Source organism: Paenibacillus sp. VCA1 (assembly GCF_031583795.1).
Taxonomy (GTDB): domain Bacteria; phylum Bacillota; class Bacilli; order Paenibacillales; family Paenibacillaceae; genus Paenibacillus_AQ; species Paenibacillus_AQ albilobatus.
The window spans coordinates 80,737-99,356 of sequence record NZ_JAVLSX010000001.1; the positions used below are offsets into that span (position 1 = coordinate 80,737).

The window sequence follows — 18,620 nt, forward strand, 5'->3', positions numbered from 1 at the left end:
TTATGGCAGCAAGAACGGTTTATGAAAGCGGTTTGGATAAATTCAATCGCCCGAGCAAAGGCGTCAACATCGTCTTCAATCTCATATTTATTTTGCTCGCGTTAGTATGCGTGGTGCCGATGCTGGTTGTGCTTTCCATATCCTTATCCAGCGAGGACTCCATCCGTCAGACGGGATATCACATCATTCCAACCGCACTATCCGGCGATGCTTACAGTTATATAGCACAGCAAGGGACGATGATTCTGCGTGCGCTCGGCATATCGGCATTGGTCACGATTGTGGGCACGGTACTGGGCGTGCTGCTGACCGCCTCTATGGGTTACGTCATCTCCCGGCCGAATTACAAGCTCAAAGGGCTGCTGACCTGGATCGTATTTATTCCGATGATTTTCAATGGAGGTTTGGTTTCCAGCTATTACATCAACGCAAATTTGCTTGGACTTAAGGATACGGTTTGGGCGCTGATTTTACCGCTGGCCGTTTCGTCCTTCAACGTCATTATTTGCAAAACATTCTTTAAGAGCACGATTCCGGACGGCCTGATCGAATCCGCGGAAATCGACGGCGCGGGCCAGCTGCGTATTTTCTTCTCAATCGTTTTGCCGATTTCCTTGCCGGTTATCGCAACCATCGGACTGTTCCTGTGCTTTGCTTACTGGAATGACTGGTTCCAATCGATGCTGTACATCAACAACCAGGATCTGTATTCCTTGCAGGCGCTGCTGAACAACTTGATGAGCAACGTGGATGCTCTTGCGAAAAATGCCGCCAGCATGGGCGTCAGCTACGCGATGCTTGCGGCAACGATGCCGAAAGAATCCGCGCGGATGGCGGTGGCGATCATTATCGTGCTCCCTGTAGCCTTTGCTTACCCGTTCTTCCAGCGGTATTTCATTTCCGGCCTGACGATCGGCGCCGTCAAGGGATAAGGCGGTCCCCGAAGGCCGAGCAATGGGGAAAAGGTTCCGCTAAAAGCGGTCTGTCTACTTAGAGAATCCGTCGAAAGACGTTTTCTTTTATACATCGCCGTTCTGATCATCATCAACTTTTATACAAAAATTTCAAAACGGCGCAAGAACAACATTTATAAGGGGGAAATACTTATGAAAAAGCCTTTGAAGCTCCTTTCTACTGCTTGCGTTCTGACGCTTCTGATGTCAGCGCTTGCAGCTTGCGGCTCGAAGTCGGATACATCCGCTTCCGATCCGAAGGCTTCCGATGCTTCCAAAACTTCTTCATCTTCCACTGATGTGCCTACTTTGGTATGGTGGACGATCGGCGGCCAGGTTCCGAACAACTTTGACAAGGCTGTCGCAGCGATGAATGAATACACAGCCGAGAAAATCGGCGTCAAAGTGGATATCAAAGTGGCCAGCTGGGGCGAATGGGATACGAAGATCAACACGATCGTAAATACGGGCGAACCTTTCGATATCATGTTCACGAACGGTTCCAAGTACAATCAGCAAGTTGCCATGGGCGCCTTTGCCGATCTCACGGATCTCGTGCAAAGCGAAACGCCGGATCTGTATAAGCTTATTCCCGAGAAGGTATGGGATGGCTCAAAAGTCGGCGGCAAAATTTACTCCGTACCTACGTACAAGGACTCGTCCCTGACCCAGTATTGGGTATTCGATCATAAGTATGTTGAGAAATACGGCATTGACGTGCCAAACATGAAAACGCTGAAGGATCTCGATAAACCTTTCCATGACATGAAAGCAGGAGAAGGAAAAAGCTTCTATCCGCTTCCGATGACGCAAAGCGAAGGCTTGAACGGATTCTTTAACGAATACGACGATATGGCCCTTGGACTCGCTCCTATCGGCGTAAAGGCGGACGATGCTTCGCGTAAGGTCGTATCTGTTCTGGAGCAGCCGGACGTGATGGAGAATTTGAAAATGCTGCATAAATGGTATCAAGACGGCATTATCAATCCGGACGCGCCAACCAAGCCTGAACCGGATAAAGGCAAACCATTCATGAGCGCTCAAGGTTTCCCTGGTGCAGAAGTGGGCTGGCAAGTCAACAATGGCGTTGAAAAGTACGATATGGTGCAAAATTACGGACCGATCTACACGACGACGACGATCCAAGGTTCTTTGAATGCAATTTCCGCCAACTCGAAATATAAAAAAGAAGCTCTGAAATACCTGGAACTGGTCAATACCGATCCGAAGCTGCGCAACATGCTCGCTTTTGGTGAAGAGGGTGTGGATTACAAGAAAGTGGATGGCGAGAAGGTTGTTGAGCGCACGACAGATACATGGCCGCTCGCTGCCTACACGCAAGGCACATTCTTTGACATGGCAACACAGAAGGATGCCCCTGCAGATCAGTGGGAACAGGTTAAAAAGCTGAATGAACAAGCGTTTGCGTCTTCGCTGCTGGGCTTCTCCATGGATATTTCCAATCTCTCTACAGAGGTGGCGAATACCAAGGCGGTGTGGGACAAATACCGTTATGAATTGCTCACGGGCGCATCCGATCCGGAGAAAATGGTTCCGAAGATCGTGTCCGAACTCAAAGCGGCAGGCATGGATACCCTCATGAAAGCCGCCCAAGAGCAGATTGATGCTTTCTTTAAGTGAGTCATAAAAGCCAACGCCCGACTTGGAAGCCCGAACGGAAGGATCACTTGCCCGTTCGGGCTTCCTTATAATATAAACGCGGTCTGTCTACTGAAGAAGTACGTCGATAGACGTTTTTCCTGTATGAGGGCTTTGCCAAAATCCCAATGTCGATCCGGATCGAATTTTGCATCCTCCTGATATAGGAAAACAAGATATAATGAAATTGCTTTCATGAAATGGAATGCTCATCGTTCTGGATTTTGCAAAATCCTCCGTTAACAACCTGATGCAAAGGAGGCGTCGCATGGGTTCTTTTCTGCAGATTAAGATATACCGCGGCAAATTCATTGCGTATACGGTATTTGTGGTGACTTTAGGGTTGGCGCTTGGCATTCTGACTTGTGCGATACTGCTGTATCAATGGATCGAAAACGCCCGAACCGAGGCTGTCAGCGCCTTTGCCCGCATCGAAAACGAGCTTCAGTATGATGCGGATCGCATCGAGGCATACATGCAGCGAATATACTCCAACAATCGGCTGATGACCGATGCCAGGTACTTTTTGGGCAATAGCGCGGAGGGGTATCTGACGAACAGGCTGAAAAACAGCCAATTTAACGAACCGCTCGTCTCCTTTCCCGACGATATGAAAGCTTTTTTGTACAGCTCAGGGCAGGGAGACATTACGCAAATCAGCCTTCATACCGCGTCGCGGGGCAATGCGGTTCGCTTTGACAGCAGCGGCAATGACAGCTTCGCGTTCCGCCTGCCGAACACGGATGAAACCTTTCGCGAGACGATCCAAAAGGGATTCGTATACCGCAAAAAGTTATCCGACCCGAACCAGATTTCCCGCCAGATCGGGGAGTTCCGTTTCTTGATCAGCAGCGAGCAGCTGTTCAAAAAAATAAACAGCTACAAATTGGACACGGCTGCAGCCGTAAGCGCTTCCGGCGAGGTATACATGATCTTAGGCGGGAACCGCCATGCCGGGAAGCTGGTACTTCAAGCGGCGGATGACGGACGAACCAGCGGCTATCTTTCATTAGGCGGGTTGAAAAGCACGTATTTTATGACCTTTTCTTCCACCAAGTTCGATTTCCGCTTCGTCGTTCTTGTCGATCTGCCGATGCTTATGCGTCAAAATACCGGCATTATTGCGGCGGTGTTATTCATTGTATTGATGGCGATGATCAGCGTATTGCTCATCATTGTGTACAATCTGCGTGACGACGCGCGATTCCTTCAGCGCATTATCTATTCCATCAAACGCGTGAAAACCGCGGACTTTACGTCGAATTCTCCGGCACGTTACAGGCGGAACGAATACGGCATGATTGCCCGGGAGTTGGATGACATGGTCCTCCAGCTCGACAAACACATTCGCACCGAATATTTGCTGAAGCTGAAGCAGCAGGAAACGGAAATGAAGGCGCTTCAACATCAGATTAATCCCCACTTCCTGTACAACACGTTAGAGGCCATTCGCTCTACCGCTTTGGTGAACCGCGACGTCGACACCGCCGATGCCATTGCAACCTTAGGCGCTTTATATCGGGATATCGTGAAGAAAGAAAACATCATATCCATCATCAGCGAGCTGGAACTTTTGCAAAAATATTTGAAAATCATGGAGCTGAAATACCCGGGGCGGTTTTATTATCAGCTGAATGTGGATGAGGCGCTTTGGAACGTATCTACCGTAAAATTTTGGATGCAGCCGCTGGCGGAGAATTTTTTCGTTCATGGCTTCGATCCGGGCAACGAATTTAATTTGCTGGTCGTCAACGGCTGGGAAACGGATCAGCGCTTCGTGCTCGAATTTGTCGACAACGGAAAAGGAATCTCCAGGGAGCGTTTGGACGAAGTGAAGCGGAATCTTTCAAGCCGTGACGATGCTCCTGTCAAGAGCATTGGCCTGCGCAACGTGTATACCCGGCTGCATTTTTTCTATGGAGAGGGCTTTTCCATGGAGGTCGATAACAACGAGGAGGCAGGCGTCAAGATTACCGTTACGATCGCAAAGGAGTGATCAGGCATGTACAAACTTCTTATCGTGGATGATGAACCGCAGATTCTGGAGGGCATGAAGCGGAGTTTGGATTGGGCAAGATACGGTTTTCACCGGATCGAGACGAGCGAAACCGGAGAGGGCGCTTTGTCCAAGGCGGTAGAGCTGCTGCCGGATATCGCCATTTTCGATGTGTGCATAGGGACGGAGCGCGGCTATGAAATCATCGGCAAGCTTAAAGAGATGCGCCTTCCCACCCAATATATTATCATGAGCGGCTATAGCGAATTCGAATACGCCCGGGAGGCGATCCGATGCGGGGTGAAGGATTATTTGCTTAAGCCCGTCGAACGTTCCAAGCTGCAGCAGGTGATCGAAAAAATCATCGTGGAAGATTTGCACGGCACCCTGGACGGCGCAAGCGGCGAGGACCTGAACGCCGATCCGATTTTGGGAATTCCGTACGATCAATTATCCAAGTTGACCAACCGCATCTTGATGATGGTGAAGGCGGAATATGCCCAGAACATCACTCTGAAATCAGTGGCGGAGCGTTTTCGGATGAACAGTACGTACCTTGGACAGCTGTTTCTGAAGGAAGCGCATATGAAGTTTTCGGAATATTTGATGGCCTATCGAATGCTTCACGCGCGGGAACTCATTTTAACGACCAGCGAAAAAATTTCCAGCATTGCGCTTTCCGTGGGATACCCCAATCTGAATTATTTTTACACCCATTTTCAAAGTTATTTCGGCAAGTCGCCATCGGAAATGAGAAAACAGAGCTAGGTTTAACGTGACAAAGGAGGCCTTTGTATGCAGCAACCCTCTTTTTGGGGTCGTATCATTCTATATGTTGCATTAACCGTCATGTTAGCGCTGTCGGGGACGGGGTGCTCCTCGTCTTCCGGCGAAGATGAGGGGAAGCCCGGCGGCGCCACGGTGAATCTCATCTACTACACGATCGGCGAGCCGGACAAGGATCTGAAGCTGGTGAACGACAAAATCAATGAGATCCTGGCCAAAAAGATCGGCGTTACCATCACCTACGTCAAGGTAGGATGGCAAGAGTATGAAGACCGGTTGAACACGATGATATCGGCGGGAACCCCTTTTGATGTCGCTTTTGCCCAGGACTTCACGGGTTATGCCAAACGTGGCGCATGGTTGCGGCTGGATGACTATCTCTCTACCGTAGGCAAGGAAATGTACGAGGCCATCGATCCCGTTTTTTGGCAGGGGGTGCGTATGGACGACGGCGGCATTTACGGCATCCCTACCAATAAAGAACTCGCGGTGCGCCAACAGTGGACGTATCCGGATGAACTGGTGAAGAAGTACGAGATCGATATTACAAAATACAACACGCTGGAATCGCTTGAACCTTTGCTGCGGATGATCAAACAAAAGGAACCGGATTATTTGCCCATGGAGCTGGACAAGGACTCGCAGAACTTCTTCGCCTTGGACGGCTACGAATACGTCATAGACAAGAAGCTGCCTTTGATGGTGAAGTCCTTAGATCCAAACGCTCCCGTGGTGAATATATTCGAAACGAAAGAAGCACGGAAAGTGCTGAATACGCTGCGGCGCTATTATAAGGCGGGCTACATCAACGAAGATGCTGCTTTACGGGAGAATCAAAAGCTGAAGATAGGTTCGAAGTTGTTCTGGAAAGCCTCCGACGGCGGCCCACTTGCGGTAAACAGCTGGAGCAAGGACCGCGGCTACAAGGTGGTGGCGAACGCCGTAACGCCCGAGCTCGTCACGACGGAATCTTTGCGGGGCGGCATTATGGCGGTCAGCGCGGAAACCAAGCACCCCGTAGAGTCCATTAAATTTTTGAATTTGCTCAATACGGACCCCGAAGTCCGCAATTTGTTCAATTATGGGATAGAGGGCGTGCATTACAGCTTGGACGAGAATGGCCAAGTCGTGCCTATTCCTCCGAAGGACGCCAGCGGGAATCCCATCCCGGATGAAACGCCCGGTTACACGGGGGTCACGTATACTCAGGGCAACTGGTTCATTTTGAAGACGATGGGCGGCGCGTTTCCGGACCCTTTGAATAAATGGGATCAGTTCCGTTCTTCCAACGCAAGAGTCGTTAAATCCAGCATGCTGGGTTTTACGCCCGATCTATCCATGATGCCGATCCAGATGCAGAACATCGAGATGGTATGGCAAAAATATTACCCGAGCCTGATGACAGGCAGCGTGGATATCGATACCGAACTGCCGAAGTTCAATCAGGAACTGAAGCAGGCCGGTCTGGACGAGGTTCGTGCCGAAGTGCAAAAACAGCTCGACGCTTGGCGTATGGCGCACAAGCAGCGGCTCTGATGCTTCCGACCGGATCCATGAAATTGGTACAGTCCTGCGCACTTCCATTCGTAACCCAAACGGGTGCTAAACCGTCTCTTAGATGAAGACTTTCCATTAGGAGCTTATCAATCAGGGCAGTTCATTTTTAGTCATGACGATGCGGGGAGTCATTTCATCTAAAAATAGGAAAAAGAGGTGCGATGGTGGTGCTCAAACGTTTGGTTCTATCCATGCTGTTATCATCGGTGTTATGGTCGGCTTGTTCTGCGTATGCATCGGCTGAGGGGGCCGTGCCCCCGACGAATGTCGCCGGAATCTCCATTTATCCGTATGAAAAAGGAGTCGATGCCGAATTTTATATCCGCTATGGTGATTCGGGCCAAGAGTCCATCGGCAAAGATTTTGTAGGATTATTTATCAACGGCTCCATCATCAAAAATGCGAATGTGGTGACGGAAAATAACAGGACGCTGCTGCCGGTCCGAATCGTGGCCGAACATTTGGGGGCTCAAATCAAGTGGGATTCCAAAGCCCAAAAAGTCACGATTGCCGATGGCGGCCAAACGGTCGAATTATTCATGCACTCCACGCATGCCAAGGTAAACGGCAAAAAAGTCGATATGACTGTCGCGCCAAAAATCATACACCGTAGCACCTACGTGCCTGCGAGATTTGTGGCCGAAGCTTTGCGCGCCAAAGTGGATTATTTTAATGGAAAAGATCTCTCGCAGCCGCATATGGTTCCCAGACTGCCGCATGTAATGATCAGCCGGTATCCAAGCGATGCCAAGATCCTTTCCAAAGAGGCTGCCATCGACAAAGCCAAAAAGGAATTCGTTATCGCTTATGAATCAAAATTCGGCCCATTTGTTCCGCTTGCCGCGAACGAGAAACCGGGTAGGGAAGATGACAAGGCCATTTTGAGGAATGTCATTACACATTTGAAAATCGAATCGGAGAACGACAGGTATTACGTCATCCCTATGATGTATGATTTTTGGGTCGATAAGTATACGGGAGATGTGTATACCTTTTATAACGGGCTTACGATGTCGATAAACCGCTTTGATCCGTACGCCGAGAATGCGTTGTCTTTTCCGGGTTGATGCCGCCGAAGACGGCGAGGCACTGTACGTAAAGGACGTTATCGATGTACTTGAGAAAATAACCGGAGAGCCGGCCAATTGGCCGGTTCTCTTTATTTTTCCAAAAGCAGACCGTTTTTTCTAATAGAGCGGTGAGTAGAAACGACAAAAACGAAGGAAATATTGCAAAATGAGACTCTAGTCCCTAACTTACGATTCGCATATATTATATTTTTAAGTAAATGTTAAATTTTTCAACTACATATAAGCTCGTACGATCATGGCAAACCCATTGAAAAATGGGGACGCAAAGCTATAGGGGCTAACGGATTTGCTGTAAAACGCAAATGCTACTGCCAGCCAGCTGCCGAATACGACGGAAGCCTCCGTCTGTTATGGACGGGGGTTTTCTTTTTCTGAATATTTAAAATTTTAACTATTTTGATAGCTGGGGTTTCGAGCCCTGTCTATAAAAAAGACGAAAGAAAGAGGAGGGAAGGAGTTCTATAAGGTAATTTTCTGAAATTGGAAAGATTGACGGCGAAGGAATGATCGCTCTATCAACGATCAGAGCTTTCGAATTAAGTATGATTTGGGGGGAGACAATTGCACAATGACCGCTCTATGAAGCGAACCAATTTATTAAAGCGTCTCTTTATTCAGTTTTCTGTACTTTTGCTTATCCTTAGCGTGGGACTCCCTTTATCGCCAGGTGCAATTCATGCAGCAGGGACATTAACGATTAATAAAATTGATTCGTATGGTATCCAGGGGATGACACTCCATCAATTTGATGGCAATAATCCAACTGCTACTCCAAAGGCTAGTGTTACTATAACAGGTGTTACCGAAAATACCGGTTTAAACGGATTGGCAGTAGCAATGAATGAGAAAGCTTTTTATGCGGCTACTTATTCTTACAGCAGTAATCCTGTTTCTAAACTTTACAGAATTAATGAAAACGGAACAGCCCAGTTTGTATCACAAGTGGAGGGTATAGCCGGGAGTTCTGTCATTTTTGATGGGAAATATTATTATGTATATGGACATAACGGTAAGGTTTATATAGGAACCTATGATTTATCTACGGGACAAAAGGAATCAAATGAAATAACGAATTATAGTCTCCCGTCATACCAGGATATGGGTGGCGATTTGGTTTTTGATAGTAATGGTTATCTATGGTTTTACGAAGACAGTTCATTAGTTCAGTTGGACCCAAGAACGTCTACCATGGTTCGCAGTATCGCCATATCTTCTGCAGATGGTGTCCCTGTAGAGAATGGGTTCAGAGGAATGAGCTTTTTACCTAACGGAAATATATTAATCGTCGGTGGGCTGAGTAATCCGAAATTCTATATACTTAACCGTGATACTTTGAGCACCACTTACATCGGAGAAATGACAGGGGGATTGATTTATGATCTGGCATCGGAAGTTACGCCGAAGTTCGATCCTAATCCTCCTGAACTTGAATCTCAGAAAAAGGCAACCATTCAACAAAAAGCGACAGGTAACACGGATACGGCCCACCCGGAAGTAGGAGATACGCTTCTATACACGATTCAGAGCCGGAACAAAGTGGTTAACAGCTTCATTAGTAATCTTGTTATCTCGGATACAATTCCATCAGGGCTACAGTATGTCCCGGGCAGTTTAAAGGTGGACGGCGTGTCTGTCACTGATGCTGAAGGGGACGACAAAGGGCATTATGCCTCAGGCAAGGTAGTCGGTCAGTTTGGTGTCATTAAAGATACCGCATTGCACACCGTCACGTTTCAAGTGACAGTGCTGCCGGGCCAGGCAGGCAAGGATATTGCAAATACGGCAGCGGTAGTCGGGGACAATATCGACGTTCCGGACAAGCCGACGACGACGATCAACATTTATCCGCGGGTTCCCGTGCTTGAATCGAATAAAAAGGCTGCGCTTCAGGAAAAAGCGGCTGGAAACATGGATTCGGCCCATCCGGAAGTAGGAGATACGCTTTTATATACGATTCAAACCCGAAACGCGGCAGCAGATAGTCAGGTCACGAATCTGGTGATCTCCGACGCGATTCCGGCAGGGCTGGAATATGTTCCGGGCACGCTTCGCGTAGACGGCACAGCGGTGACGGATGCCGAAGGTGATGACCAAGGACATTATACTGCAGGTCAGGTTGTCGGTCAGTTCGGAGTCATTTCGGACACCAATTGGCACACGGTCCAATTCAAAGCAATCATCCAACCAGGCCAAGCTGGCCAAAGCATTCGCAACGTGGCCGAAGTGACTGGCGACAATATCGACACTCCGGGCAAGCCGGACGTGGAAGTGAATGTTTACCCACCGGCTAACCGACCGCCAATGACATCGAATACCGAAGAAACTACATGGAAAAATACGTCGGTAACCGGAAGCGTTTATGGAATAGATCCGGACGGTGACCAGCTTACATTTACCAAAGGTAGCGATCCGACGCATGGCACAGTGACGGTGAACCCGGATGGAACATGGAAGTACGTTCCAGATCCCGATTTTACCGGAACCGATAGCTTTGAGGTTACGGTGAGCGACGGCAAGGGCGGAACCTCCACCTCCACGGTGACGGTCAACGTAACGGAGCCGCCAAATCTGCCGCCAGTGAGCCGCAATGAAAACGTAACGACGCAGCGGGATACGACAGTAACCGGCAGCGTGTATGCAACCGATCCGGACGGTGATCAGCTTACATTCACCAAAGGAAGCGATCCAAAGCATGGGACCGTGACGGTAAGTCCGGACGGAACGTGGAAGTATGAACCGGATCCGGGCTATGTAGGCCCAGATATCTTCACTGTAATCGTGGATGATGGGAAGGGTGGAAAAACGACATCCACGATAACAGTTAACGTAACAGACAAACCGAACCAACCACCGGTCACGCGAGATGAAAACGTAACGACACCAAATAATACGTCGGTAACCGGAAGCGTTTATGGAATAGATCCGGACGGTGACCAGCTTACATTTACCAAAGGTAGCGATCCGAAGCACGGCTCAGTCACGGTGAATCCGGATGGCACCTGGACCTATACGCCAGAGCCTGGTTATGTTGGCGAAGACAGCTTTACGGTGATCGTGGATGATGGGAAGGGTGGAAAGACCACTTCGACAGTGACGGTCAACGTGACTGATTCTGGAACAAGCACGAATCCAGGCCCAGGTACGGATCCTGGAACAAGTCCAGGAACCACGCCGAATCCAGGAACGGGCACGGACCCGGTAAAACCGAATCAGGTGCCAAACGTGCCTTCCTACGTGACAGAAACGCCAATAAATACGCCGGCCACCGGAAAAGTAACCGGAACGGACGCCGATGGCGACCCGCTGACGTATGCGAAAGGAAGCGATCCGAAGCATGGAACGGTGACGGTGAATCCGGACGGAACGTGGACATATGTACCGGACCGGGATTATACCGGAACGGACAGCTTTACGGTGATAGTGAGCGACGGCCGCGGCGGCACCACGACGTCCGTGGTGACGGTCAACGTGAAGGGAACCGGTACTGGACCGGGAACGACGGTTCCAGGAACCACCCCTGAGCCGACGAATCCCGGAAATGGAACGACACCGACCAATCCAGGGAACGGAACAACGCCTACAAACCCTGAAGGCGGTACGACTCCAACCAAACCTGGGAAAGGAACGGCTCCGGATTCGGGGGATGGCTCAGGCTCTTCTTTGGAAGATAACGGATCGGTCGCAGGGGAGTCTGGAAAAGCTCCTTCACCAGCGGACCAAACGGGCGGACAGTCCGGCAACAAGCTGCCTAACACGGCAACGAATGTTTATAACTTAGGGCTCCTCGGAATGATTATTCTGCTTGCAGGATTGTTTATCTGGAGAAAACGTAAGGTATAATCGTTGGATTTTTAAAGAAACAAACTGCACGAAAAGGGTTCAGGCTGTCGAGACATTCTCGACAGCCTTTTCTATGTCCATATGATACAACACGACATTTTACGTTGTCAGGAACGATGTAGAAGAACCGGCTATATGCCTTATATGGCTGATTCTTATCATCTTTCATAGGCAATGAAGCCATAGACATGATTTGTTGCTTTCACTATTGACTGCTCATAATACGGCAAATTCGAACTCGTTATATCTTCAAGAAAGAAAAACATTTTCCTAAAAACGACAAAAGGGAAGAAAATACTGTAAAAATGGGGCTTTAGTCCCTAACTTAAGATTCGCATATATTATATTTTTAAGTAAATATTAAAAATTTTAACTACATACAAGCTCGTACGATCATGGCAAACCCATTGAAAAATGGGGACGCAAAGCTATAGGGGCTAACGGATTTGTAGGGAACTACAAATGCTACTGCCAGCCAGCTGCCGAATACGACGGAGAACTCCGTCTATTAGCGTTTGCTATAGGACGGCGTTTTTATTTTTAAGGTACATTCGGCGAAAAAATATGCATTATGGGAGGCGATGCTAAAAAAACTAAGGTTCGAATGTCAGTTGGGACGGCTTGCATTTAAACGTTCTAGAAACGCTTCAATCCACCTATAGTTCAGTTCAGAAATTTGATAGGACTCAAGCTGAATTGAAGAGGAATATTCGTTGAAATAAATAAAAGGCTTTGTACTTGATCTCAAGGGAGGACGAGAAATGAAAATGCGGTATATGAAACGGGCCGCCATCACAGTTGCGACTGCCTTAGTCGCAAGTAACTTATTATCAGCTACTTCTTTTATCGATGGACAAAAAGCATATGCTGCACAAGCTGGCTCTCCCGTGAAAAGGGTGGCGCTAATCAACGGTGGATTTGAGGAACCTCCTTATTCGGATACCAACCCCAATATTTACAAACAAATAGGGTGGTTTGATGCTCCTCAAAGTGTCGTTCCTGGCTGGAAAACAACAGATCCATCAGGCCTATTTGAAATAATGAATAAGAGATTGGGGGATGAGATTCCACCCGATCATTATTATAAATCTCTAAAGGTTCCTCCAGCAGAAGGTCAGCAATTTGCCGAGCTGAACAGCAGGGAAGCTGCTCAGCTATATCAAGACGTAGATACGACCCCAGGGCAAACCATTTATTGGAGATTGGCTCATAGAGGTCGAAGTGGAAAAGATACAATGGCATTAAAGATCGATTCAGCTAATGTTGATCCTAAAAACCTTAAAACTATTCAAACCATGACAAGTGATAACGATAGATGGTATTACTATTCAGGCAAATATGTTGTTCCTGCAGGACAATACAAAACAAGATTTGGTTTTGAAGCGATTTCTAGTGCCGACGGTGATACAGCAGCCGGTAATTTTCTGGACGATATCTTCCTTGGAACGGAACCTTACGGAGTCGTCACAAAGTCCGTTTCCCCAGTTGACAATGTACAAGAAGGAGATACTTTAACGTATTCGGTCAACTTTAAAAATGATGGTGGAGACGAATCAGCCAACACTGTATTTACGGACAATATTCCTGACGGAACCGAATACGTGCCTGGATCCTTGGAGATTGTATCGGGCCCGAATGCCGGGAAGCTGACAGATGTGAGCGGCGATGACCAAGGGGAGTTTCTTGCAAGCGAAAAGCGGGTAGTCGTTCGTTTAGGAAACGGAGCGAACGGAAGCCAGGCAGGCAGAATCCCGAACGTCGACGTTCTGCCTGGAGGAACGACAGTCCAATTCAAAGTTAAAGTGCTCTCGAAGTACAAAACGACAACGGTAGCCAATCAGGCGACCGTAGAATACGACAATTTGCTGTCGGGAGATCATGAAACCCGGAATTCCAACGGCGTTACGGTTGATGTGAACCGTCCGCCGATTTCGCCGGATTTCGAAGAAACGACATGGAAGGGCACAACCGTAACCGGAAGCGTATATGGCGTTGACGCAAACGGCGATTCACTGACGTTCAAAGAAGGAAGCGGTCCGACAAACGGTACGGTGACCGTTCATCCGGACGGAACGTGGGAGTATATACCTGATCCAACTTTTGTCGGAGAAGATAGCTTCACGGTCATCGTAGACGACGGCAAAGGCGGAACCTCCACCTCGACGGTGACGGTGCACGTAAAAGATCCGCCAAACCACCCGCCGGTAACCGATAATTACAATGTGACGACAGAGAAGGACAAATCGGTAACCGGTAGCGTGTATGGTACAGACCCGGATGGGGATAAGCTGACGTTTGATATCGAAACCAATCCGAAACACGGCACGGTGACCGTAAATCCGGATGGAACATGGGAGTATAACCCGGATCCGGGATATAGCGGCCCGGATATCTTTACGGTCATCGTAAGCGACGGTAACGGCGGATTCACGACATCGACCATTACGGTGGATGTAACGGACAAGCCAAACCGTCCGCCGGTCGCGCAGGATGACAACGTAACGACAACGAATGATTCGCCGGTCACCGGCAGAGTAGATGCTGAAGACCCGGACGGGGACCCGCTGAATTTCACCAAAGGAAGCGAGCCGAAACACGGTTCGGTTACGGTAAATCCGGATGGATCGTGGATCTATGTACCGGAGCCGGGTTATGTTGGCGAAGACAGCTTCACGGTAATCGTGGATGACGGTAGAGGAGGCAAAACGGAGTCGAAAATTACCGTCGGTGTGACGGAGCCAAATACGCCGACACCGCCAACTAATCAACCACCAACCGCGCCGAATGATTCTGTAACGACGGAAAAAGGAACTTCCGTAACGGGCACCGTCTATGGCACCGACCCGGATGGCGATCCTTTGACGTATACCCCAGGCAAAGATCCGGAACACGGTACGGTTACGGTGAATCCGGATGGAACGTGGACCTATACGCCGGATCCGGGCTATGTAGGCGGGGATAGCTTTACGGTAATTGTGGATGATGGCAAGGGTGGAAAAACCACGGTTACGATCACGGTTGACGTGAAGGAACCTGCGACGAACCCAGGTACGGATCCTGGAACAAGTCCAGGAACCACGCCGAATCCAGGAACGGGCACGGACCCGGTAAAACCGAATCAGGTGCCAAACGTGCCTTCCTACGTGACAGAAACGCCAATAAATACGCCGGCCACCGGAAAAGTAACCGGAACGGACGCCGATGGCGACCCGCTGACGTATGCGAAAGGAAGCGATCCGAAGCATGGAACGGTGACGGTGAATCCGGACGGAACGTGGACATATGTACCGGACCGGGATTATACCGGAACGGACAGCTTTACGGTGATAGTGAGCGACGGCCGCGGCGGCACCACGACGTCCGTGGTGACGGTCAACGTGAAGGGAACCGGTACTGGACCGGGAACGACGGTTCCAGGAACCACCCCTGAGCCGACGAATCCCGGAAATGGAACGACACCGACCAATCCAGGGAACGGAACAACGTCTACAAACCCTGGAGGCGGTACGACTCCAACCAAACCTGGAAACGGAACAGCTCCGGATGCGGGCAATGGCTCGGGCTCTTCGTTGGAAGATAACGGATCGGTCGCAGGGGAGTCTGGAAAAGCTCCTTCGCCAGCGGACCAAACGGGCGGACAATCCGGCAACAAGCTGCCTAACACGGCAACGAATGTTTATAACTTAGGACTCCTCGGAATGATCATTCTGCTTGCAGGATTGTTTATCTGGAGAAAACGTAAGGTATAATCGTTGTATCTTTTAAGAAGAAAACACTTTTCTGCGTGAAAGGTGTTTTCTTCGCCTTATATTCAACATGCAGGGGAGTGGATGGTTTGCGGAGGAAAGCAGGAGCCTTGATTATGGTCCTTGGAGTCGTCTTGATATCCATTGCCATTTTCCAATATGCCGAACATCAGATCCAGTTAAAAAAGGCCTTGGCTCAGGCCGAAGTTTTGGTTGGCGAAAAATCCACTGACCTTCCCCAAACGAAGCCATTGACCACGCCCGCATCCGATCCCGATCCTTCGGTAACCCGGCAGCAATTTCATCCCGCCGACAATGACGTCATTGGATTGCTGGAAATACCAAAGATCAAGGCGGAATTGCCGATCATTGAAGGTACGGATGAAGAGATGCTGGAAAAAGGCGTTGGGCATTACAGCGGAACCGTGTTCCCGTCGGATGGGGAACAAATCTTGTTATCCGGGCACCGCGATACGGTGTTCCGCAAATTCGGCGAGCTCGGGATCGGAGACCGCTTCATCGTCAAAATGCCTTACGGTTCATTCGAATACGAAATTGCGAGTACGAAAATCGTCGATAAAAACGATACTTCCGTCATTCGCCCGATGGGAGAAGAGGTACTCGTCGTTTCGACTTGCTATCCTTTCCGTTACGTAGGGGCCGCTCCCGACCGGTATGTCGTTTACGCCTACCCGGTTTCAAATGATAAGGGTACCCTGAGCAAAACGAACGGGTCGGCGTAATGCCAAAAGCCACAGCCGCGATGAACTGCCCCCCAATTGTTAGACACCATCTAACATTGGAGGTGCAGTTCACGAAGGTTGTGGTTTTTTTGTGCTTGCTCCATTTTGCCGAGCCTGTGTCTGCCCCCCGGTTTGCTCAGGCATTCGTGAAAACAGGATAGAGGAGATGTTTACATGCAAACCCTGGAGCAGAAAAATGCGGCTCTCGTCAGCGAATTCATTGAATCCTTTTGGAATCGGAGCGATATGGAAAGCGTGGACCGGTTTTTGTCGGACGATTATCGTGAACTCAGCTACCAATCCAGGGAGGGATTGAAGCAGTTTGCGATGAAAATCCTTGGTGCTTTCCCGGATAAACGCTACACGGTGGAGGAAATGGTCGCCCAAGGCGACAAAGTTCTCGTTCGAATGACCGTGAAAGGCACGCATGAGGGCATGTTTTTTGGCACAGCGCCGACAGGCCGTCAGATCGATGTGACGTTGTACCGTCAGTATCGCGTGTCGGATGGGCGAATTGCCGAACATCGCGGCTGGATCGATATGGTTACGACGTGGAGCCAGATCCGCGGCACCGCAGCCCAAGGATAATGCCACCCACGGATCAATGAAAAAGCCCTCACGCAGACAGGGAATACCGCTTCATCCGTCTGCTTGAGGGTGCTTCCTAACCTATTTCCATGTCAATTGAACAATGAGCCTACAGAAAATACTCTCCCGCCGTCTATCTCCTCTGCTCCGAATCCGTCCCCGATTCATGGATCATCGCGTGCTCTTCATGCCACCACAGCGCTTCTTCCGGTTCCTTCAGCAGCTCCTTGATTTCATGTTTCTCCTCGACGGCCGGCGGGGAGCCGCGCAGCGCTTTGCCCGAGGTGTCGGTAAACCAAAACGTGACGACAACCAAACCGATGATGGACGTCGCCATCAAAAAATAGGCCGGGACGAGATTGTTTTTGGTCAAATTAATGAGCCAAGCCATAACGAGAGGCGTCGTGCCGCCGAACAAGGAGGCCGAGATATTGTACGTGACCGCCAGTAAGCCATACCTGACATCGGTAAAAAACAGGGCGGGCAGCACGGAAGGCATCGTCCCTTCAAAGCAGGTCAGGAATACCGCCAGAATGAGCAGTCCCAGAAATACGAGCCCGAGTTTCCCGCTGCTGATCCACAGAAAAGCCGGGAGAGACAGGATAAGCAGCCCGGCCAGGCCTATCTGCATAATGCGTTTGTTGCCGATCCGGTCGCTGAAATAACCCATGGCCAGCACGATCGGAATCATGATGAACATGACGATCAGAATCAGAAGCAACCCTTCGGCCTCCCCGTAGCCGAGTACGGCGGTCAGGTGTGACGGCATATAGGACAGGACCATGTAATCGACGACGTTAAAGAAAAAGACGAGCACGGTACAGATCAGAATGACTTTCAAATGCCTCGAGAACAGTTCCCGGAGCGGCGTTTTCGGCTTATCCTCGTCCTTGGCTTGCTCCATCGCTTCAAAAGCAGGCGTTTCCTCCAAATGGCCGCGAAGATACAGCCCGACCAAACCGATGGGAGCCGCGATAAAAAAAGGAACTCTCCAGCCCCAAGCAAGCATCTGCTCGGAACCGAGAAGATAGGTCAGCAGCGTGACCAAACCGGACCCGGCAATATAACCGACCAAGGTTCCTACTTCAAGTCCGCTGGATAAAAAGCCCCTTTTTTTATCGGGCGTCGATTCGGCGATAAAGGTCATCGCTCCCGAATACTCCCCGCCCGTGGAAAAACCCTGGACCAATCGGGCAAGCAAGAGCAGAACCGAAGCCGTCGTTCCGATGGAGGCGTAACTCGGGATCAGTCCGATGCACAGTGTAGAAATCGCCATCATCAACAGCGTGATGGTCAGCACTTTTTTTCGGCCCCAGCGGTCTCCGAGACGTCCGAAAAACAATCCGCCAAAAGGCCTCACGATAAACGCGATGGAAAATGTGGCGAAGGTATAAATCAGCTGCACCGAACCGGTCATTTCCGGAAAAAACACTTTCCCGATCACGACCGCAAGATAAGAATAAATCCCGAAATCGAACCATTCCATCGCGTTCCCGAGAGCCGTTGCGATGACGGCTTTTTTCGCCATTTTTGCATCGACGATCGTGATGTCGTCTTTATGCAGCTTGGGCTTCGAACGTTTGCCGATCAGCGGCCATTTATGCTTTTCATGACTGTTCATCGTTTTCTGATCTCCTAACGACAAAATTGATCATTTCGCC

At 49.6% G+C, this 18,620-nt stretch carries 10 protein-coding genes, 2 pseudogenes and 2 riboswitches; of the genes and pseudogenes, 11 read left to right on the plus strand and 1 reads right to left on the minus strand.

Annotation, left to right across the window (positions count from 1 at the left end; all coding sequences use genetic code 11):
• Positions 1-2 precede the first annotated feature (2 nt).
• The 11 genes and pseudogenes from RJP21_RS00425 to RJP21_RS00470 all read left to right on the plus strand — a co-directional run bounded on the left by RJP21_RS00425 (position 3) and on the right by RJP21_RS00470 (position 16,959).
• Positions 3-932 (plus strand): carbohydrate ABC transporter permease, encoded by a 930-nt coding sequence (locus tag RJP21_RS00425; protein ID WP_160039646.1) that lies wholly within the window; start codon positions 3-5, stop codon positions 930-932.
• Between the two features lie 174 nt (positions 933-1,106).
• Entirely contained in the window at positions 1,107-2,594 is a 1,488-nt protein-coding gene (locus RJP21_RS00430) for an ABC transporter substrate-binding protein (protein WP_310857613.1), read from the plus strand.
• Positions 2,595-2,880: 286 nt separating this feature from the next.
• A complete protein-coding gene (locus tag RJP21_RS00435) occupies positions 2,881-4,608 on the plus strand; it encodes a sensor histidine kinase (protein WP_310857614.1) in 1,728 nt (575 codons plus the stop codon).
• 6 nt (positions 4,609-4,614) lie between these two features.
• Positions 4,615-5,376, plus strand: a complete 762-nt coding sequence (locus RJP21_RS00440; RefSeq protein WP_310857615.1) for a response regulator transcription factor — start codon at positions 4,615-4,617, stop codon at positions 5,374-5,376.
• A 27-nt stretch (positions 5,377-5,403) separates the two neighbouring features.
• Positions 5,404-6,930, plus strand: a complete 1,527-nt coding sequence (locus RJP21_RS00445; RefSeq protein ID WP_310857616.1) for an ABC transporter substrate-binding protein — start codon at positions 5,404-5,406, stop codon at positions 6,928-6,930.
• 182 nt (positions 6,931-7,112) lie between these two features.
• Positions 7,113-8,018 (plus strand): copper amine oxidase N-terminal domain-containing protein, encoded by a 906-nt coding sequence (locus tag RJP21_RS00450; RefSeq protein ID WP_310857617.1) that lies wholly within the window; start codon positions 7,113-7,115, stop codon positions 8,016-8,018.
• Between the two features lie 251 nt (positions 8,019-8,269).
• A riboswitch (cyclic di-GMP riboswitch) is annotated at positions 8,270-8,369 on the plus strand.
• A 234-nt stretch (positions 8,370-8,603) separates the two neighbouring features.
• Positions 8,604-11,864: pseudogene (locus tag RJP21_RS00455) on the plus strand (Ig-like domain-containing protein); the annotation flags it as partial.
• Positions 11,865-12,269: 405 nt separating this feature from the next.
• Positions 12,270-12,369, plus strand: a riboswitch (cyclic di-GMP riboswitch).
• A gap of 808 nt (positions 12,370-13,177) precedes the next feature.
• Positions 13,178-13,492, plus strand: a pseudogene (locus tag RJP21_RS31185) (isopeptide-forming domain-containing fimbrial protein); the annotation flags it as partial.
• A 45-nt stretch (positions 13,493-13,537) separates the two neighbouring features.
• Complete coding sequence (locus tag RJP21_RS00460; protein ID WP_310857619.1) at positions 13,538-15,631, plus strand: Ig-like domain-containing protein; 2,094 nt, start codon at positions 13,538-13,540, stop codon at positions 15,629-15,631.
• A gap of 113 nt (positions 15,632-15,744) precedes the next feature.
• Positions 15,745-16,371 carry a class D sortase gene (locus tag RJP21_RS00465; protein ID WP_310857620.1) on the plus strand — a complete coding sequence of 209 codons (627 nt, stop codon included), beginning with the start codon at positions 15,745-15,747 and terminating at the stop codon, positions 16,369-16,371.
• 174 nt (positions 16,372-16,545) lie between these two features.
• Positions 16,546-16,959, plus strand: a complete 414-nt coding sequence (locus RJP21_RS00470; RefSeq protein ID WP_310857621.1) for an ester cyclase — start codon at positions 16,546-16,548, stop codon at positions 16,957-16,959.
• 133 nt (positions 16,960-17,092) lie between these two features.
• Here the strand turns inward: RJP21_RS00470 and RJP21_RS00475 are convergent, their stop codons facing one another.
• Complete coding sequence (locus RJP21_RS00475; RefSeq protein WP_310857622.1) at positions 17,093-18,580, minus strand: MFS transporter; 1,488 nt, start codon at positions 18,578-18,580, stop codon at positions 17,093-17,095.
• Between the last annotated feature and the right edge of the window lie 40 nt (positions 18,581-18,620).